This window comes from Myroides sp. C4067 (genome assembly GCF_038039665.1).
GTDB lineage: Bacteria > Bacteroidota > Bacteroidia > Flavobacteriales > Flavobacteriaceae > Flavobacterium > Flavobacterium odoratimimum.
Genome location: NZ_JBBPHJ010000011.1, coordinates 54,506 through 75,742, shown reverse-complemented (window position 1 = coordinate 75,742; position 21,237 = coordinate 54,506). Strand labels below are relative to the sequence as shown.

The 21,237-nt window shown below is 35.3% G+C and carries 14 protein-coding genes; 9 read left to right on the top strand and 5 right to left on the bottom strand.

The window, feature by feature from the left end; genetic code table 11:
* Positions 1-125: 125 nt before the first annotated feature.
* Positions 126-824 (bottom strand): DedA family protein, encoded by a 699-nt coding sequence (locus AABL87_RS09860; RefSeq protein ID WP_006259785.1) that lies wholly within the window; start codon positions 822-824, stop codon positions 126-128.
* A gap of 21 nt (positions 825-845) precedes the next feature.
* Positions 846-2,090, bottom strand: a complete 1,245-nt coding sequence (locus AABL87_RS09855) for a dicarboxylate/amino acid:cation symporter (RefSeq protein ID WP_036494238.1) — start codon at positions 2,088-2,090, stop codon at positions 846-848.
* Positions 2,091-2,394: 304 nt separating this feature from the next.
* On the opposite strand from AABL87_RS09855, the gene AABL87_RS09850 reads away from it, so the two are divergent.
* From AABL87_RS09850 to AABL87_RS09830, 5 genes are all read left to right on the top strand, one after another.
* Positions 2,395-4,296: a S9 family peptidase gene (locus tag AABL87_RS09850; RefSeq protein ID WP_006259783.1), complete on the top strand. Its 1,902-nt coding sequence runs from the start codon at positions 2,395-2,397 to the stop codon at positions 4,294-4,296.
* A gap of 239 nt (positions 4,297-4,535) precedes the next feature.
* Positions 4,536-5,351, top strand: coding sequence for a hypothetical protein (locus tag AABL87_RS09845; protein ID WP_006259782.1), 816 nt, complete (start codon positions 4,536-4,538; stop codon positions 5,349-5,351).
* Positions 5,352-5,854: 503 nt separating this feature from the next.
* Complete coding sequence (locus AABL87_RS09840) at positions 5,855-7,054, top strand: aminopeptidase C (protein WP_341277274.1); 1,200 nt, start codon at positions 5,855-5,857, stop codon at positions 7,052-7,054.
* 20 nt (positions 7,055-7,074) lie between these two features.
* On the top strand, positions 7,075-7,905 hold the full coding sequence (locus AABL87_RS09835) for a mechanosensitive ion channel family protein (RefSeq protein ID WP_341277273.1): 831 nt from the start codon (positions 7,075-7,077) through the stop codon (positions 7,903-7,905).
* 115 nt (positions 7,906-8,020) lie between these two features.
* Positions 8,021-8,608: a DJ-1/PfpI family protein gene (locus tag AABL87_RS09830; protein WP_341277272.1), complete on the top strand. Its 588-nt coding sequence runs from the start codon at positions 8,021-8,023 to the stop codon at positions 8,606-8,608.
* A 294-nt stretch (positions 8,609-8,902) separates the two neighbouring features.
* On the opposite strand, the gene dusB is transcribed toward AABL87_RS09830, so the two are convergent.
* Positions 8,903-9,895 carry a tRNA dihydrouridine synthase DusB gene (gene dusB, locus AABL87_RS09825; RefSeq protein WP_006266762.1) on the bottom strand — a complete coding sequence of 331 codons (993 nt, stop codon included), beginning with the start codon at positions 9,893-9,895 and terminating at the stop codon, positions 8,903-8,905.
* 155 nt (positions 9,896-10,050) lie between these two features.
* On the opposite strand from dusB, the gene AABL87_RS09820 reads away from it, so the two are divergent.
* Positions 10,051-12,417, top strand: coding sequence for a hypothetical protein (locus AABL87_RS09820; protein ID WP_016650292.1), 2,367 nt, complete (start codon positions 10,051-10,053; stop codon positions 12,415-12,417).
* On the opposite strand, the gene AABL87_RS09815 is transcribed toward AABL87_RS09820, so the two are convergent.
* Entirely contained in the window at positions 12,398-13,555 is a 1,158-nt protein-coding gene (locus tag AABL87_RS09815; protein WP_341277271.1) for a Pycsar system effector family protein, read from the bottom strand. The two genes, AABL87_RS09820 and AABL87_RS09815, sit on opposite strands and share 20 nt — an antisense overlap.
* Before the next feature lie 27 nt (positions 13,556-13,582).
* On the opposite strand from AABL87_RS09815, the gene AABL87_RS09810 reads away from it, so the two are divergent.
* Positions 13,583-17,323, top strand: a complete 3,741-nt coding sequence (locus AABL87_RS09810; RefSeq protein ID WP_341277270.1) for a BamA/TamA family outer membrane protein — start codon at positions 13,583-13,585, stop codon at positions 17,321-17,323.
* On the opposite strand, the gene AABL87_RS09805 is transcribed toward AABL87_RS09810, so the two are convergent.
* A complete protein-coding gene (locus tag AABL87_RS09805; RefSeq protein WP_006264579.1) occupies positions 17,306-18,187 on the bottom strand; it encodes a hypothetical protein in 882 nt (293 codons plus the stop codon). The two genes, AABL87_RS09810 and AABL87_RS09805, sit on opposite strands and share 18 nt — an antisense overlap.
* Before the next feature lie 293 nt (positions 18,188-18,480).
* Here AABL87_RS09805 and lepA point away from each other — a divergent pair, with 293 nt between their 5' ends.
* Positions 18,481-20,277 (top strand): translation elongation factor 4, encoded by a 1,797-nt coding sequence (gene lepA / locus AABL87_RS09800; protein ID WP_006262303.1) that lies wholly within the window; start codon positions 18,481-18,483, stop codon positions 20,275-20,277.
* 93 nt (positions 20,278-20,370) lie between these two features.
* Entirely contained in the window at positions 20,371-21,186 is an 816-nt protein-coding gene (locus AABL87_RS09795) for a hypothetical protein (RefSeq protein WP_286401200.1), read from the top strand.
* Positions 21,187-21,237: the final 51 nt, after the last annotated feature.

Sequence of the window (21,237 nt, the reverse complement as noted above, 5' to 3'; positions counted from 1 at the left end):
GGCTTGTATCGTACGATACAAGCCTTATTTTATGGTTTCATGTAAGAGACCTTTTCTTATTAAAAGTAGCTGTAAAGGATTAAAAAAAGGAAGTAAAGTACAACAGACTTTACTTCCTTTATATATTATATCTCTTCGCTTTCTTCTTTATCCTTCTTCTTGCTTTTAATCACTTTCATTACGATAGGTAATGTAGTCACTAATACTAAGAATAAGATAATGTATTCGATGTAGTGTTTTAAGTCTATATCATAGCTGTCTAATAACCATACTTGTAGGTAGTGACCTGCAAAGATTAATGTAGTAGCCCATAAGAAAGAACTGATCACATTGTATAGCATGAACCTCTTGATGTCCATGTGTACAATACCTGCTATAATAGGAGCGAATGTTCTTACTACTGGTAAGAAACGAGCGAATATAATTGCTCTTCCTCCATGTCTTTCGAAGAATACCTTAGATTCGTATAAGTATTTCTTCTTGTAGATAAAGTTGTCTTTGACATTGTAGAGATAGTTTCCACTCTTTTTACCGAACCAATACCCAAAACTGTTACCGAGGATACCTGCCAAGGCGACTAGAGTAGATAATAAGGCTACATTTAAGAAGTCACTTTCTATCGGTACTACTTCAGCCATTAGAGCTGTACTGTATATCCCTGATAAGAAAAGTAAACTATCTCCTGGTAAAAAGAAACCTGCGAATAAGCCTGTCTCTGCAAATACAATAAATAATACGACATATATACCTATTGAATGTCCTGCTATCTGTAAGTTTATATAGAATTCAGGGTTTATAAGTTGTGCTATTGAAAATTCGTCCATAGTGCTTTTATGTTCTGTAATCTAACTTAATTGTTTAGTTTGTTCATTGTTTGTTTCAAATTTATCTATCGCAGCAGTTGATAAAGCATTTCCTAATACATTAGTCATACTTCTTCCCATATCACAGAAGTGATCGATCGGTAAAATAAACGCAATTCCTTCTGGCGGGATATTAAACATAGCACATGTAGCTACGATAACGATTAGTGAAGCACGAGGTACTCCTGCTACACCTTTACTTGTTACCATTAGGACTAACAGCATCAAGATTTGATCTGCTAGGCTCATATGTACATCATATATCTGAGCAATGAAGATAGAAGCGAATGTTAGATACATCATACTTCCATCTAGATTAAATGAGTACCCCAAAGGTAAGGTAAATGATACGATTTTTGGAGAACATCCGTAAGCTTTTAATTGCTCTACTAATTTTGGGAATACTGCCTCGCTACTAGTTGTAGAGAAGGCGATTAGTAGAGGCTCTTTGATTGCTTTTAACAGTCTCCATACATCTTTACCGATGATCAAGTAACCAACTAAGATTAAGACTGCCCATAAAACAGCCAATCCTGATGCGAAGGCTAATAGATACTTACCATACGTTAAGAAAATAGAAAGACCGTATAGTGCTACTGCACTTGCGATAGCTCCTAATACCCCTAGAGGTGCAGTCCACATGATATAAGTTACCATCTTTAAGACTACCTCTGATATTTTGTCAAATAATTTGATTACTGATTTTCCTTTTTTACCTAATGTAGATAGCGCGATTCCAAAGAATACTGAGAACACTACTATCTGAAGAATTTCATTATGGGCAAAGGCTTCGAATATACTTTTTGGAATTAAGTGTTCTACGAATGATTGTAAGCTTAATGAATCAGTTTTAGTTAGTAAGTCACTAGCTCCTGAGACATTGTTTAAATCAAAGTTAGCTCCGATACCTGGCTTGAACCAGTTCACTAATACTAAACCTATCGTTAGAGAGACTAGTGAAGCAGTGATGAACCATCCCATTGCTTTAGCACCTACTCTTCCTACCATACTCATATCTCCCATTTTGGCGATACCTACTACTAGGGTACAGAATACTAGTGGAGCAATAATCATCTGTACTAAACGGATGAAGATAGTACCTAATAATTTAATGTTTTCTGCAAATCCTAATTTGTATTCTGGGAATGAATAGTGATAAATACTTCCAACGATTACACCAAGTACTAGCGCAATGATGATCGCTATAAAAAGTTTATTGTTTTTCATGTAAATCAAATTTGAGCGTGAAAATACCTCTTTTTTTTTCAAATCAAGACGATTTTAAAAAAAAATAACGTACTATAATGGTGTGAAATTCAATTATTATCGTTTAGGTTGTTTTTTTACTTTTTTATTATCAATAATACTATTAATTAAATCTACGCTCAGTATTATAGAAGTGCATTATTTATTAGAGTACACTATTTGTTGTCGTTTGTATAAGAAAGAATGTCTAGACTAAGAGAATTAGTTAACTTTCGAGCAAAATCAAAAGAAAAGCCTATTTTTACGCTTTAATAAAACCCTAACAATGAAAAAAATATTCTTATTTGCTTTAAGCTTAGCGAGTTTATCTGCTTTTTCTCAAGAAGTAATGACTAAAGAGCTTCTGTGGAAATTAGGTAGAGTAAGTCCAGTAGGAGTTACTAAAGATGGTAAAAACTTAATCTACAAAGTAAGCCACGCTAATATGACAGAAGATAAGTTTGATTCTAAGACTTATCAAATTCCTGTAACTGGAGGTACTCCTGTTGAAATTAAGGAATACAAACACTTACTTAATGATAAAAACATTTCTCCTGATGGAAAATTAGTTTTATTCGATGAGGCTGTAAAAATCAATAAAGTATTAGGTAAAGACCTATATCCTACGATGGAGAAGTCTGATGCATATGTATATGACGGATTAGACTATAGACATTGGGATACGTGGAATGATGGTACACATAACCACGTGTTATATGCACCTACAGATAATAAAGAAGCGAAGATAGATATCTTAGGTAACGAACCTTATGATGCACCACAGAAACCATTCGGTGGAGACGAAGATTATGTATGGACTCCTGATGGTAAAGGTATTGTGTATGTGTCTAAGAAGAAATTCGGTACGGAGTATGCTACAAGTACGAATACTGACTTATACTTATACGACTTAGCGACTAAACAGACTAAGAACTTAACAGAAGAAAATAAAGGATATGATACACATCCTACTTACTCTCCAGAAGGACACCTAACTTGGTTACAGATGAAGCGTGATGGGTATGAGGCTGATAAGAATGATATCATTGTAGACTACAATGGAATCAAAATGAACCTTACTGCAGGATGGGATGGTACTGTAGATAGTTACAGATGGAGTAAAGATGGTAAGAAGATTTACTTTATCGCAGCTGTAGGAGGTACTGTGCAGTTGTTCGAAGTGAACTTCCCTGGTAGAACACGTATCGCTATCAACGTAAGACAAATCACTGATGGTAACTTTGACGTGACGAGTATCGTAGATGTGACAGGAGATGTAGCACTAGTTACTCGTACAGACTTTAACCATGCTTCTGAGGTATATGCTTATAATATGGCTAAGAAGACTTGGAATCAAGTGACTAAAGTGAATAATGACGCTTATTCTAAGATTGCATTGAGCAAGAGTGAGAAGAGAATCGTGAAGACTGTAGACGGTAAAGATATGGTTACTTGGGTAGTATATCCACCTAACTTTGATCCAAACAAAAAATATCCAACATTGTTATATGCACAAGGAGGACCACAGTCAGCATTGTCTCAGTTCTATTCTTTCCGTTGGAACTTCCAATTAATGGCAGCAGAGGGATACATTATAGTAGCTCCTAACCGTAGAGGAATGCCAGGACATGGAGTAGAGTGGAATGAAGCAATCTCTAAAGACTGGGCTGGAAAACCAATGCAAGACTACTTAGCAGCTATTGATGACGTAGCGAAAGAGAAGTATGTAGATAGAGATAGATTAGGAGCTGTAGGAGCTAGTTATGGAGGATATTCAGTATTCTACTTAGCAGGTATCCATGAGAACCGTTTCAAATCGTTTATTTCACACTGTGGAGTATTTGATTTAGTAAGTATGTATGGTACTACAGAAGAGGTATTCTTCCCTAACTTTGATACAGGTGGAGCATACTGGGAAAAAGATAATAAGGATGCTCAGAATGCATACACTAACTTTAACCCTATTAATAATGTAGATAAGTGGAATACGCCTATCCTAATTATCCAAGGTGGTAAAGACTACCGTGTGCCTATTGGACAAGGACAAGAAGCATTCCAAGCTGCTCAATTAAGAGGTGTGAAAAGTAGATTCTTATATTTACCAGATGAAAATCACTGGGTAGTAAGACCACAAAACGCACAAGTATGGCAAGGTGAATTCTTCCGTTGGTTGAAAGAAACGTTGTAATATATAGTATATTAATAGTTAAGAACAGTGTATCTCTGATATCAGAGGTACACTGTTTTTTTATGTCAATATTTTTATTTTATCGTTTCGGTATAATTATTTGATTTATGTTAAAAACCACTTTTAAATATGTGATTAGTATAAAAGTGTGGTTATTTCGATAGTAAAAATGGAATAATTAATTCATCTGTACAAAGTATATGCTTGTTAACTTAAATTTGCATAAAAATAAATTAGCTATGAAAAAGATTATTTTTAGTGCTTTAGCAGCACTTGCATTTGTTGGAGTATCATCATGTAGTTCAGATGATAATAGTACACCTACGACAACAGAACCTAATAAAGTCATTAAGAACATTGAGAAGATAGATGTAGTTGTTTATGAAGATGGAGATAAGGAAGAAGACAAAACGTTTAACCTGAGTTATGCAGCAGATGGTAAACTTACTTCTATTGAATATATTAAACGTAAGAAGGGTGGTAGTATCTTTGAAAATAGTAAAGGAGATATAGCATACGGAAGTAATAAGAAAGTAGAGAAAATCACTACTCCTAAAGAGGTGATATTGATAAAAGATTTATTGGTATACCAAAACTCGGCTTATAAATATGGTAAAGTACTTAAGTATGACAACAAAAAGAATCCATCTGAAATCCTTGCTTATAATAAGGAGATGGAAGAGTATGTAATTAAAATTACGTATGACGACAAACCTTTCTTTGGATTCCACACATTAAGAGCTGCAGGAGTTATTGATTTATTAGATGGTGTTGAATTAAATCTTGCTAGTCCAAGCGTACCAGCAGAGTTAAAAATGGCTAAAGAATTGTTGCCTAATAATAATCCTATTGCTTATACTTATACGAATAAAGATGGAATTGTACTGGATGACTTAAAAATAACTTACTCTTATGACGAGAATAATTATCCTACTAAAACAGTTTTAAAAGGAACTAGACAAATGGATTTTGGTGATTATGTTGATGGTAAATATGTTCCGGATTGGTTGTCTAATGACATAGAAGTTGTAACTACTTATAGTTATTCAAAATAAAATATATGTACTCTTTCTATTAATTGAAAAGAGACTTTATACTATTCAGTTAGTATGTTAAGACAGTGTATTCTAGAATATAGATACACTGTTTTTTTATTATACGACTTTTCGTTTATAAAAGTGATATTTACCTTTCTTATATAGGTTAATCAAAGAATGATTATAGGGTGTTTTTTACCACTTTTTGAGGGGTGGTCGGCTTGTGGTCGGCTTGTGATGGGCATTTGGTCGGCTTAAAAGTACCAAAAATAGCCTATCACTACCCGAACATATGGTGAGCATATTGTAATCATAGTAACTATAGCTAAATCTAGAGGAGTGTAATAGTAGGATGTAACGAAAATGAGTTAATGGGGAGTGAGATGGAGTGAAAGAGTGTTAATGAAGTAGTTATTCAGACGATTTTGTATGAATATGCTAAAGAAATGTAGTTTTGTGGTAGAAGGTAAGGCTGTTTAAATCACTTTTTTTATCTTTACGATTCTAACAAACCTAACGATATGTATAAAAATCAATTAAAAGCATGGGTTTTAGCCCTTATGTTGTCGGCTGGATATTCTGTTACTACAGTAGCGCAAGATAACTTAGTAAACTCATTAAAATTAAATGCAAGTGCAAAGAGTAAAGAGCTTTACACGTTTACAGATGTAGTGAATATTGAAAACACTTCTGTGAAAAATCAAGGTTCTTCTGGAACATGTTGGTCTTACTCAGCGAACTCATTTATCGAGTCAGAAATGATGAGAATGGGAAAACGTCCTGTAGAGATATCTCAGATATTCTCTGCTCGTAATGCATATATCGAAAAAGGGAAAATGTATGTAAGAATGCATGGTGCGGTAACGCTAGGTGATGGAGGTGCGTTCCACGATGTGATGAATATGTATAGAATGTATGGGGCAGTGCCTCAGTCTGTATATGATGGACTGAACTATGGTACGGCTACTAATAAATTTGGAGAGATGGCTGCGGTACAAGAAGGTATCTTAAAGGCGGTAGTGTCTAACCCTAATAAAAAACTGACTCCAAACTGGGAGAAAGCGTATACAGCGGCTATCGATGCTTATTTAGGAGAGGCTCCTAAGGAGTTTACATGGGAAGGTAAAAAATATACTCCACAGAGCTTCGCAAAAGAAGTAGTAGGGATTAACGCTGATGATTATGTAGAGATAGGATCAGACCTAAACTACCCTATGTACGAGAAGTTTGTATTATTAGTACCTGATAACTGGGCTTTTAATCAAGTGTATAATGTACCAATGCAGGAGCTAACTGAGATCATCGATCACGCTGTAAATAACGGATTTACTGTAGCATGGGCTGGTGATGTGAGTGAGAAATACTTTAGCTGGAAAAATGGTGTAGCTTTCGTTCCTGAGAAGGATTGGGAGGATATGTCTGCTGAAGAGAAAGAAGAAATGTTTAACGGACCAAAACCAGAGAGAAAAGTAACTCCTGAGATGCGTCAAGAGGCATTCGATAACTATACGACTACAGATGATCACGGGATGCACATCGTAGGTATCGCTAAAGATCAAAAAGGTAGAGAGTACTATATCATCAAGAACTCTTGGGGAACTACGAATGACTATAAAGGATATATGTATATGAGTAAAGAGTTCGTGAAGTATAAAACAACGGATATCATGATCCATAAAGATGGTATCCCAAAGGGAATCGCTAAGAAAATGAAATTGTAAATAAAAATAAAAAAAATGTTATGGAAAAATTTGCTGGAGGAATAGAAAATATGATAACTAATATTATAGGAGCTCTACCTAAGATTGGAGTAGGTGTTTTAATATTAGTCATCGGAGGATTTATAGTTAGAGCTATTTTAGGTGGTTTGCGTCGCCGATTTGAAAAGCGCGATATGGAGAAGTCTCTTAGAGGTTTCTTGCTAAGTATTATTAAAGTTATTTTATATATTCTTTTAATATTAACTGCAGCCTCTACTATGGGAATTCAGACATCGTCTTTCTTGGCAATGTTTGCTTCTGCAGGTTTAGCTATTGGTTTAGCACTTCAGGGGAGTTTATCTAACTTCGCAGGAGGGGTATTGATCTTGTTGTTTAAGCCGTTTAAGGTAGGGGAGTATATCTCTAATACTGGAGGAGTAGAAGGTACAGTAGATAAAATAGACTTACTGTATACTACAATAACAGGAGCTACAGGATTAAAAATCTATTGTCCTAACGGACCTTTAGCCAATTCTGTGATAACTAATTATAGTGATATTACAGCACGTAGATATGACTTCGTAGTAGGTATCTCATATGATACTAATATTAAGACAGCACAGAATGTTATCCAAGAAGCATTAGCGAAGCACAAAGAGGTGAAGCAAGATCCGAAGCCAATCATTTTTGTGAATAGTTTAGCAGATAGCTCTGTAAACTTAAATGTACGTGTATGGATGGATAAAGCTAATTACTGGGATACAGTATTCGTGATTCAGCAGATAGTGAAGAATGCTTTAGATGATGCTAATATCGAGATTCCATTTCCACAGAGAGATATACATGTTATCTCAGATAAAGAAATAAAATAAATAAGAGTAGTAGAAAACTCCTTTCAAATCGAAAGGAGTTTTTTTGCTATGATTTGTAGCGACTGTTTTATTTAAGTTGATACAATATTGCTATATCTTTGAGAAAAAGAAGAAGATGGAAGCAAATCATATTTATATTTACTTATTTGATGGATATTCAGATTGGGAACTAGGTTATCTTTTACCAGAGTTAAAAGAGGACAGTAGATATACTATAATAACAGTGTCAGATACAGGTGCTGATGTTGTTTCTAAAGGAGGCTTGAGAGTATGTGTAGATACTAGCCTAGAAGAAGTGCTATTAGATAGACTTAGATTGTTCATTATTCCTGGAGGGCAGATGTGGGAGGATAATAAGAGTGATTTGAACCACCTAGATAGAGTAGTCTATGGTGCATATACACAGAAATTACCAATAGCTGCTATCTGTGGAGCGACAGTGTATCTAGCACAAAGAGGAATGCTAGATCAGATAAAACATACTAGTAACGCATTATTTTATTTAAAAGGATTGGTTTCTACTTATGCTGGAGAGCCTAATTATAGTAACGAACTAGCCATATCAGATGCGAATATAATTACAGCTTCAGGAATAGCTCCGTTAGAATTTACGAAGGAGGTTATGAAAGAACTTGGCTTTAATAGTGAATATATAGATAGATGGTTTCAGCTGTTTAAACATGGTATCTTTCCAGCTGCTTAAAGTAGATAGGAATAGATTATAGTTCTCTATTCTAAATGATATAGGATATACCTAGATAAAAATAGGTGTCATTAAGTGATTGAATTATAGGGAGATGTTTGGATATTATAATAATTATAAAGGAGTCAATATACTATTCTATTGTTTTATGCGTTTTATGGTAAATCTTTGGTCTAAGATTATTGGAACAATGATTTAGTTAGTAAGAGTTAGAATACTAATATTGATTATATCAATATAAGTGCTTTGAAAAAGAAAATCCACCTATACGGTGGATTTTTTTATGTATAAGATTTACTCTATTACGTAGTCTTTATATTCTTCTGCTATTCTATCGAATAGGGATAATAACTCGATAGGGTCATCAGTAGTCACTAATTTTAAACGATGTGGTTTAAAACCGTGTATTCCTTTAAAGTAATTAGTGTAGTGACGTCTCATCTCTACGATACCTAATCGCTCTCCTTTCCATTCCATAGACCAGATCAAATGATTTTTAGCAGCTTCTAATCTATCCTTGATAGTAGGAGGAGGTAATATCTCTCCTGTGTTAAAAAAGTGCTTGATCTCATCGAATATCCACGGATAACCAATAGCAGCACGACCGATCATCATACCATCTAACCCAAAAGTCTCTTTGTACTCTAAGGCTTTTTGTGGGCTGTCTATATCTCCATTCCCGAAGATAGGAATCTGGATGCGTGGGTTGTTCTTAATGCGCTCTATATGTGTCCAGTCAGAATGACCTTTATACATCTGCGCTCTAGTACGTGCATGTATAGTCAATGCCTGAACCCCTACATCTTGTAAGCGTTCTGCTACTTCGTCAATATTGATAGATTCTTCATCCCATCCTAGACGTGTCTTCACTGTCACAGGTAAGTGAGTACTCTGTACTACTGCCTTGGTCAGGCGAATCATCAAGTCAATATCTTTTAGTACACCCGCACCTGCTCCTTTAGATACCACTTTCTTTACAGGACAACCAAAGTTAATATCAACTAAATCTGGCTGTACAGTCTCTACGATTCGAGCAGATTCTGCCATCGCTTCTTCATCACCACCGAATATCTGTATCCCTACAGGGCGTTCATAGTCGAAGATGTCTAATTTCATTTTACTTTTCATCGCATCTCTAATCAGTCCTTCAGAAGAGATAAACTCTGAGTACATTAGATCTGCACCGTGCTTCTTACACAGACGGCGAAAAGGTGGGTCACTAACATCCTCCATTGGAGCTAATAACAATGGATGATCTGGTAGTTCTATATTGCCTATTTTAATCATATTCGTTCTAGAAATTTGAGGCAAAAGTACAATTTTTTTAGATTTTAGGTTTTTAGTTTTGATTTTGTTGTGAAATAGGAAAATTAGAGGATGCGATAAGTGTAATGTAAAAGTGAGAATTTCGTATCTTTATCTCCTAAAGCACCTAACATATTATGAGACTCGCCACTTTTGATTATACCCCGTTTGATATCAAATTTTCTTTTCACCGTCTGGTGGAAGCTATGCAAGCTTTTATCGATGACCCTGAGAAGAATGAAATGAAGAAGACGTATTTTAGAGACTTATTAGGTCGCATCAATGAAGTGCCATGTTTGCTTGAGATCATAGAAGATTATAATCTATTAGTAGAACATGAGGCATTGATAGGGGAACTACTAGAGATATTATTTCCGATAGCCTTGACGGATAATGAGATTAAGGCAGTGGGGATGCCTCTTCAGAAGCTAATGTTTAATCACAGTAGAAGGTTTAGAAAGATTATCGAGGAGAGTGGTGGAAACTATAATATCGAGATTAGAGATTTTAATCAACAGCAGTATTATATAGCGTGCTGTTGTATTATCATGAACCATTATTTTAAGGCGACATTTGACTTAACTCGTCCTTTGTTTGTAGACTTGCCAGACGCTAAGGGGATTATCCATCACTATAGAGTACTGTATAATGCAGACTTCGTAGAGGTAGTGCCTACAGAAGATGCGGTGATGCTGACTAAGGAAGATATCGAGCTACTAGAAGATAACTTTGATAATCTAGAGTTGTGGAAAGAAAAATTTCCTCAGAAGAGTTGGGTGCTGAAAGGGTTTGGTATTATCAGTCTAGTAGATGCCACAATAGAGAATGCGATGTCTTTATTAAAAGAGAATTTCTTAAAAGCAGAGTTACAACGCGAACCAATAGGAACTATCTTAGGGCAACTATTCAGCTCTATATTCAGAGTGCCTAATCTGCGTATAGGGTACACGCCCTTAGTAGTAGATACATTGATACAGAAGGAGACTAATGAGATGATGGCTATGCCTAGTTTTTTACTAGATGAGGAGAACTCTTCTATTCTCTTATCAGAGAAGGCGTATGCGACTGTGGTTGATCAAAAAGGATATTATAGTATCTCTGATGTGGATGTAGTATTAGCTAATGATAAGGAGTGCGTGATGTGCTTACACCTTAAAAGGCATGGGGTACTCAGTGGACTGTTTAGCCCTGTAGTGCTGTCTAGTGGTGTAGAAGGTGTCTTCGAGATAGTCTCAGAAGAACCTAGAGTACTGAATAGTGTGAATGCACAGAAGCTAAATGCCTTGATGCCGATTATCTCAGAGACTTTTCAGCGAGTGAAGTCAGATATGCTTAATCAGGTAGAGGCTATTATCCAACGAGAGTTTACAACGATACACCCTAGTGTTTATTGGAAGTTCTTAGAAGAAGCTCGACGCAACTATATCGATAGTGTAGCAGATAAAGATTACTTTATTAATCCTATTGCATTTCAGAATGTATATCCTTTATATGGAGAGATAGATATAAAAGGATCTGGAGCACTCCGCAACGAGGCTATTCTAGGTGACCTAAGAGAGCAGCTAGAGAAGTTAATCGCTGTGTTTCGCAATTGTACTTTTAGCGAGAATGCGTTAATCTTAGAAAGACATATTCTAAAGTTAAAAGCCTATTTAAGACACTTAGAAGAGGACTTCGTGACAGGGTTAGAACAGCGCATTCAGAACTATGTGACCAATGAGGTACACCCTTATTTATTAAAGGATGAACACTTATTCTATAGACCTCGATTAGACGAGTACTTTTCTTATATAGATGAAGAGCTAGGTATCTATTATAGATATAGAAAGATATATGATACTCAGGTGGGTAAGATGAATAAGACTTTCACTGATCTATTAGATCAGAGACAAGAGTCTGTACAGAAAGTTTTTCCTCATTATTATGAACGATTTAAGACAGATGGGGTAGAACACAATATTTATATAGGTAGTTCTATCAGCCCGATGAAGTCTTTTGACTTTACTTATCTACACAATCTCCGTTTGTGGCAATTACAGGTGATGTGTGAACAGATGTGTATACACTATCGCAATAATGTACATGAACCATTAAAGATGGATGTGACTGTACTAATCTTAGTATATGATTCTTCTCTTGGTATTCAGTTCAGAATGGATGAGAAGCGCTTCGATATCGATGGGGCATATAATACCCGATATGAGATTATCAAAAAGAGATTAGATAAAGCGAATATAAAAGACTCGACTGAACGCATCGTACAACCCAAAAAGATTACAATCGCCTTTGCTTCTACTTATGACTTAGAAGAATATCTAGGATACATTGAGTTTGGACAAAAGGTAGGCCTTCTAGATCACAATCTAGAGCAGTTTCTAATCGAAGATATGCAGAGTGTGTCTGGTCTTATAGGACTGCGCGTAGGTGTGAATCTAGACTTTGATATAGAATCATTAGATTATGATACACTGATGCATAATTACCTTAAAAACCAATACCTCTAAATGCTAATGTAAAGGTGATAACAGATAGAATAATACCTAATGTAAAAATAGCATAAGTGATACGCAAGAACTTATACTTCTTGTTTAAGACAATACCTAAACTATATAGGTCCTTTGTTAGGGCGTGGTGTAGGTATTGTTTGTCTTTCATGATTTCACTTAGAGATTCTTCATATTCTTCAAAAGGCATCTGATGGAAAGTACCAAAGAATAATAGGTTTACTTCTCTGTTTTCTACTTGTTCTTTAGTGAATTTACCTGACGTTAATTTGGGTCTAGTAGATTGTATTGCAAAGATGATAGTCGCCACACTAAATATTAATAATACAAATGTAGGCACAATCAAATGAGCATTGCTCGGACTGTCTAGTTTAGGTATTAATGTCGATAGACAGATAGAGATAATAATCGCATTGACAGATAATAAGATATTCGCCTTTCTATCTGCTATGGCACTAAGTTGAGTATGGTTGCGCAGAGTAGTTCTGAATAGGGTATCAATCGTTCTATTCGATTCTATCTTCTCTTTTTTCTTTTTGTTAGAGTTTATTTTATCTATTTTAGACAGTACATCTAGGAGGTTCTTTTGTTTAGTAGGTTGCCAATTTTGTTGAGCATAGTTGGTGTAATAGCGATGTCTATACAGCATCACATCTCTATTCTGCTCTAACCATTCAAGTTTAGTAAATGTTTTAGAACATAAGTTTTCTATTTCTTTCTTTAGCAGATTACTAGTCTCTACATAATTCTCGTCTGAGAAGTGTGCGAAGTCTGCATCTTTAATAATACACTCTAAGTCATTATCTGGAACATAGTCTAGCTTAGTAGCACGTATTAATTGCATAACGGTTAATACGTCATCATGAGGTACTCCGTTCTCTAATAGGTAAGTTTGTGCCATCTGTGCACCTCGTTCTTCATGTCCTTCCCAAGAATTAATATAACCTATATCGTGAAACCACGCTGCATATCTCAATAAATTAGCATTATGACTATCTACTGTTAAATGATTTAAAATTTCTTCTAAACCATTAACAACACGTACTGTATGGTTAAAATTGTGGTACGTATATTGATGTGATAGTGTATCTTTGTGTATCTGAAAGATGTGTTCTTCAATCTTTTGTAGAATCGTCATAGTCATAACCTTTATAACCCCTAAAATATGAAAATATTTTCTGAAACACCGTTAAAGCTTTCAAAAATCGCTGTTGTACTTTCTTTAACCTCTTTAGTAGGTCTAGTATCTTGTGCAACATTAGAGCCTCAGTACGGTACTAAAAGCGGGGCGTTTTCTCAAGAACGCAATAGCAATCAAAAAATTGTGCATACTTATTATTTGGTTGGAAACTTAAGCCAAGCAAATAATACGGAGGAACAAGAGCATTTAGAAGCTTTTAAGCAGATGTTGAGTCAAGAGAGTGATAAGAACTCAACATTAGTATTATTAGGGAATAATACCAAGAAAGGAATGCCAGGTACTTCTTCTAAAAAAAGAAAGAAAGCAGAAGATGGCTTAGCGAGTCACTTGGGGTTATTGGAGAGTAATAAGGGAACGACAGTATTCATTAACGGTGAATCAGATTGGCAAGGTAGTTATGAAGGAATTAAGAATCTAGATAAATATTTAGTCGAAAGAACAGGGAATAAGAAAGCTCTACTTCCTCGTAAAGTATGTGGGCTAGAAAGGCTTAAGGTAAATGATGAGACTGTGCTAATCGTGATTGATAGTCAGTGGTACATTGAGAATTGGGATAACCATCCGAATATCAATGAAGACTGTGATATAAAGACGAGAGAAGATTTCTTCGAAGAAGTAAGAGGAGAAATTAATAAGAATCAGAATAAGGTAGTGGTATTAGCGATGTATCACCCTGTATATAGCAATGGTAATCACGGAGGGAAGTTTTCTGTAAATGATCATTTGTTTCCTTTAGGAGGGAGTGTGCCTCTACCAGTTATAGGCAGTATATATAACTATACTAGACAGATGTCTGGAATCAATCCTCAAGATCTTCAAAGCAAAAAATACAATGAACTAAATAAGCGCATAAGAACAATCGCGCAAATGTATACAAATGTAGTGATAGCATCAGGACATGAGCACAATCTACAGTATATAGACAGAGGTGGTGTAAAGCAGATAATAAGTGGAGCGATGAGTAATCTTACACCTGCTAGAGCGGTTGTAGAAGGAGATTTCTCTGCTGGTGTGTTTGGGTATTCTAAGTTAGAGATTAGAGAAGATAAGAGTGCTAAGCTTTCTTTCTATGGTTATAAAGATGGGGGATATACAGCTTTATATAGCACTGTGATGTTAGATAACTTTGGAGGTGGAAAAGAAAACCGAGATGTAGATAATAAAGAGCTTGAACAACAAACAGCACAAGCTAGTGTATATCCTAAACAATGGACAGAAAAGAGTAAGTTCTATCGATTCTTATGGGGGGAGCATTATCGCAATGTATACGGTACACCGATAACGGCGTCTGTAGCAGATTTGACTACTCTAAAAGGAGGACTTACACCTACTATATCTGGAGGAGGTAATCAGTCTATGTCTTTAAGACTAGTAGATAAAGAGGGTAAAGAGTATGTGATGCGTGGTGTGCGTAAGAGTGTATCTCGTTTTGCACAGACTGCTGTGTTTAAGGATCACTATGTGATGAATGCTTTTGACAATACTTGGACAGAGCGATTTATATATGACTTCTATACGACTTCACATCCATATACACCATTTATACTTGATGGATTAGCTGATAAGATAGGGATGTATCACACTAATCCAGAGTTGTATTATGTACCTAAGCAGTCTGTCTTAGGTAGGTTTAATGATAACTATGGGGACGAATTGTATATGATTGAGGAGAGACCTTCGTCAGGATATGAGGATGAAGTAAGTTTTGGGAATGTTAGTAATATTATTAGTACAACTGATGTTATTGCGAAGTTGAGAAAAGATGAGAAGTATGAGGTAGATCAGACGGCTTATATGCGTGCTAGAATCTTTGATATGCTTATCGGGGATTGGGATAGACATGGTGACCAGTGGAGATGGTCAGAGTTTACAGAAGGAGATAAAGTTATCTATAGACCAGTACCTAGAGATAGAGATCAGGCTTTTGCTAAGATAGATGGTGCTTTGTTATCATTGATAAAGAAGCTACCACCACTTAGACATATGCAGAATTATACAGAAGACTTCGCTAATCCTAGATGGATTAATAAAACAGCTTTTCCATTAGATCAATACTTGTTAAAAGGTAATTCTTTAGAAGATTGGTTGAGAGAGGCTAAGGATGTTGTAGAGAAGTTAGACGATGAGGCTTTAGACGAGGCGTTTAGTAAATTGCCTCAAGAAGTACTAACAAAAGAGGTAGAAGAAATCAAAAGAATATTCAAAGCAAGACGTAGTAAGATAGATGCTTTCTTGCCGAAATATTATAAACAGTTACGCGAGTATGTCATCTTATCAGGAACTGATAAGAAAGAGATGTTTGATATTGAGAGATTGGCTGAAGGGAATGTTCGTGTAAAACAATATAGAGCTAAAAAGACTGGAGAAGAACTAGTATTCGATAAGGTATATAATGCTACTGAGACTAAAGAGATTTGGGTATATGGACTGAACGATGAGGATACTTTTAAAGTAAGTGGAGATGAGAAAGCGAAGATTAAGATTAGATTAATAGGTGGTAAGAATCAAGACACTTTCTTAGTAGATAATGCTTCTAAAGTAATCGTGTATGATTATGCGGATAAGAAGAATGAAGTAAAGATGGAAGGTTCTAATGGAAGAACAATACTGACTAATAAGTATGACATTAATAACTTTAATTATGAGCGAGTACCTCTTAACTTGAATATGTTATTGCCAAATATTGGTTTTAATCCGGAAGATGGTGTTAAGCTTGGCTTTTTATACAGTTCTACACGTTCTAAGTTTATTCAAGATCCTTATACAGCAAAGCATGTGTTGAAAGGTTTCTACTCTTTTAATACAAAGGGGTTAGAGGCAGAGTATAAAGGGTATTTCCCTAATGCGACTAATGACTGGATGTTTACGATAGGCGGTAGAGCGACTAGTCCTAACTTTGCAGTTAATTACTACGGACTGGGGAATGAAACGTATTATTTTGATAAAGAAAAAGGCAAAGATTATAAGAGAGTACGCATTGAGAGCTATTCTGTTTCTCCTGGGTATAGATATGAAGGAAAACAGGGAGCTAGTTTTGAAGCAAACTTAGAATATGATGCCTTAAAGGTAAAACATCAAACGGATAGATATATCACCGATGATGTAAATGGTGTAGATGCTAAGGTTTTTGATTTTCAACAGTATGGAAGTCTTAAGGTAGAGTATAACTATGAGCAGTATAATTATCCTGCTAATCCAACAGTTGGTTTTGGTTTTAATTCAAAACTTGGGTGGAAAATGAACTTAGAGGAGACTAAGCAGAACTTTGCGTATTTAGACCTTAAAGCGAGTTTCTTACACTATATTGATAGAGGTGAAAGATTAGTACTTGCGACTAATTTTACATACCAAACAAGGTTTAATGAGAACTATGACTTTTATCACGCAGCCACTATAGGGGGTAATGCTAACTTAAGAGGTTTTAGACCAGAGCGCTTTACAGGAAAGACATCTTTTGTGCAAACAACAGATTTAAGATTTAATGCAGGTCAGTTTACAGCAGGGTTTCTTCCTATGAGTTATGGTTTCTATGGAGGCTTCGATTACGGTAGAGTATGGCAACCAGGTGAGTCTTCTACTAAATGGCATAACTCTTATGGAGCAGGACTGTGGATAAGTGCTGTAGAACAAGCGACTCTACACTGTTCTTTCTTTAACAGTGTAGATGGAGGTCGCTTTGTATTTGGATTAGGGTTTGGGTTTTAATGTACCCAAATCCACTTTATAAATTTTACCACCTTTTTTATCTTTTACCTCGTCAGCTAAATAGATAGTGTTGTTATCTCCAAAAGTCACAGACTCTTTTTGAGAGACGTGGTGTAGTTTGTGCTCACTAATCTTTCCATCCATAATAGCGTTGGGATTAAAACCGTCTATTATCCAAAGTTTAGAATGAGATAGCAGTACAAAAGTCTTCTCGTCTGGACTGATAGCAGCACCTGTGATAGCGCAGTGTTTGTATATATTACATCCATTGAATGTTTGAACGTGTTCAGCTTTGTGATGCCCTGCTTGATTAGGTACTTTATATACTAAAGAGGTACCATCGAAGCCTTTACTTCTATTTTTAGTGAAGATGTAGAAGTTATTATTGTATAAGATAAAAGCTTCTGCGTCATATAATAATTCAGTCTCTTTAGGAGGGAAGGCTTTTTGTTCAGGGTATTCAAATGAAATTACTGCAGCAACCTCTGTCTTATCTTTTTGCAAATCGTCTTTATTTATCTTTAAGATACGTAGATCCTTTCTAGTATTCTTATTATTTCCAAAGTCTCCGATATAAAGATTGCCTTCTTTATCTGCAGTTAATTCTTCCCAGTCTATATTCTTTTGGTCTTTTATTTTTAGAGTATGGCTTATTTTACCATCAGATTTGATTTGATATAATTCATTCTTATTGCCACTGTCCTGTAGTGCCCAGAATGACTTAGAAGTAGCATCATAGTATAGCCCTGATACCTCTTTAAGGTTATTCGGAAGTATGATATGATCTTTTGTGATATCACTCTTTTGTCCGCAACTGACTAAGGTCGCTAAAGAGAATAAGGATATTGTAAGTAATGATTTCATAGTGTATTCTTTTATGAATATAAAGTTACTAAATGTGTCTTTATAAAACATAGAATAGACTACTAAATCTAATGCAATAGATATTATAACCAATTTCTTTTAAATAAAGGGAGATTGTAAGACAGAAAAATAACTAAAAATTGAAACTTTAAAGTATATTTGCAAAATATAGGCTAGGTAGATTCTTTAATTAAAAGAATGTAAGAGCCTTAGAATCTAGATTATATGATTATTGAAAGTGGTTTCAATACTTCTAATGGGCATATAATCCAATAAACTTTGATATTACGAAGATGAAGAACATTAGAAACTTTTGTATTATTGCTCATATTGACCATGGTAAAAGTACGTTAGCAGATAGATTACTAGACGCTACACAGACTGTAACTGCTCGTGAGCAACAAGCTCAGCTTTTAGACAGTATGGACTTAGAGCGTGAAAGAGGTATTACTATTAAATCTCACGCTATCCAAATGGAATATACTCATAAAGGAGAGAAATATATACTTAACTTAATTGATACCCCAGGACACGTAGACTTTTCTTATGAAGTTTCTAGGTCTATTGCAGCGTGTGAAGGTGCGTTATTGATTGTTGATGCTGCTCAGAGTATCCAGGCTCAGACTATTTCTAACTTATATTTAGCATTAGAGAATGATCTAACAATTATTCCTGTATTAAATAAGATTGACTTACCAAGTGCTAATCCAGAAGAAGTAAGCGATGATATTGTTGATTTATTAGGTTGTGACTATGAAGAAATTATTCCTGCATCAGGTAAGACTGGTTTAGGAGTAGAGGATATCTTAGAAGCTATTATCGAGAGAGTTCCTGCACCTAAAGGAAATCCTGAGGAGCCATTACAAGCTTTAATATTTGACTCTGTATATAACCCATTCCGTGGAATTGAGGTAATCTTCCGTGTGGTTAACGGTACGATTAAGAAAGGTCAGAAGATTAAGTTCATGGCTACTAATAAAGAGTATTTCGCAGATGAGATTGGAACACTTAAATTAAACCAAGTAGCTAAACAAGAGATTAAAACAGGTGACGTAGGTTACTTAATCTCTGGTATTAAAGAAGCAAGAGAAGTAAAAGTAGGGGATACCATCACTGATGCAAAAGAACCTACTCAAAATATGATCGAAGGGTTTGAGAACGTAAAACCAATGGTATTTGCGGGTATCTATCCTGTAGACACAGAAGATTATGAAGAGTTGCGTAACTCTATGGAGAAGTTACAACTTAACGACGCTTCATTAGTATTCGCAGCAGAGAGTTCTGCAGCTTTAGGTTTTGGTTTCCGTTGTGGATTCTTAGGAATGTTACACATGGAGATCATCCAAGAGCGCTTAGAGCGTGAGTTTAACATGACTGTTATTACTACTGTACCTAACGTTTCTTACTTAGCATATACTAAGAAAGAACCTGATACACCTATTATAGTAAATAACCCATCTGACTTACCAGAACCTTCTAAGTTAGAAAGAGTAGAAGAACCATATATTAAAGCGACTATTATTACTAAAGCTGACTTCGTTGGACAAGTAATGAGTCTTTGTATTGATAAGCGTGGTATTATCACTAACCAAACTTACCTAACAGAAGATAGAGTTGAGTTAATGTTTGATATGCCATTGGCAGAGATTGTATTTGACTTCTATGATAGATTGAAGACTGTATCTAAAGGATATGCTTCGTTCGATTATTCTCCTATCGGAATGCGTACTTCTAACTTAGTGAAAGTAGACGTAATGCTTAATGCTAACGTAGTGGATGCATTATCAGCATTAATGCACGCTGATAACGCTTATCATATCGGTAAGAAGATGTGTGAGAAATTAAAAGAACTTATCCCACGTCAGCAGTTCGATATTCCTATTCAGGCAGCTATCGGAGTAAAAGTAATTGCTCGTGAAACAGTAAAAGCTCTTCGTAAAGACGTAACAGCTAAGTGTTATGGAGGGGATATCTCTCGTAAACGTAAATTACTTGAAAAACAAAAAGCAGGTAAAAAGCGTATGCGTCAAGTAGGAAACGTAGAAATCCCACAAGAAGCATTTATGGCTGTATTAAAGTTAAATGACTAAATACAGCTTTTAAAATATTTAATGAAAAGACTATCAACATTGGTAGTCTTTTTTTTTGATTTAAAATGTAAATATAACAGACCAATATACGATATGAAAAAAACCTTGTTCATATTCACACTACTTGCATTGGTAGGGTGTAAAGAAACAAAAGAGAAAGAAGTGATTCCTGAGGTTAAACCTTCTACAGAAGAAGTAGTAACTGCGACAGAAGAAGAAAAACCTGCTCTAACAATATATGGTAAGGAAGAAAACATCATTCTAGACATTCTTATTCCTAGATATTACGACAAGGATTTCCACCAAGAAGAATTCAATAAGGTTAATGATAAATGGTTAGCTTTTGAAGAAAAGAAAGGACTTTTTCAAGTTATTAAAGCAGATTATGCCATCAGTGAAGAGATGAATGAGTGTACAGAAAGTGAGCAACTAGGAATCTTCTCTACAGGCCCTGTGGAACCTATTTTTTTCTTAGGGCCAAATGCAATGATCAAGAAAGGCACTAAGACTGCTCTAAACATTAAAGAGCAACCTTTATGGCCTGATGCTCCACAAGAGTATCTATTTAATGGCAAACAGTATATTTTGAGAGCAGAAGGTAAGCAAGTAGATTCTTATGACTATACAGATGATAGTGGTAAGACTAAGAAATATAAGAAGTTTAAAGATTATAAGTTATACCTTACAGTCAATGGAGAGGCAGAACAATTAATCCTTGATATTCCCAGCTTTAATGACACCTTTGTACAGCTGTTGTTTGTAGGGGATTTAGACGGAGATGGCAACTTAGATTTTGTGTTTGATACTTCACCTGAATATGAAATACAGTCTGTAGAAGTATATTTATCTAAAGGAGCTCAACATTTTATCTACTTAGCAGGAGCTATATCTGTAGACTTTAGTTGTTAGTAAATGGACTAGTGTATATAAATATAAAAGCCGACTGAGTAATCAATCGGC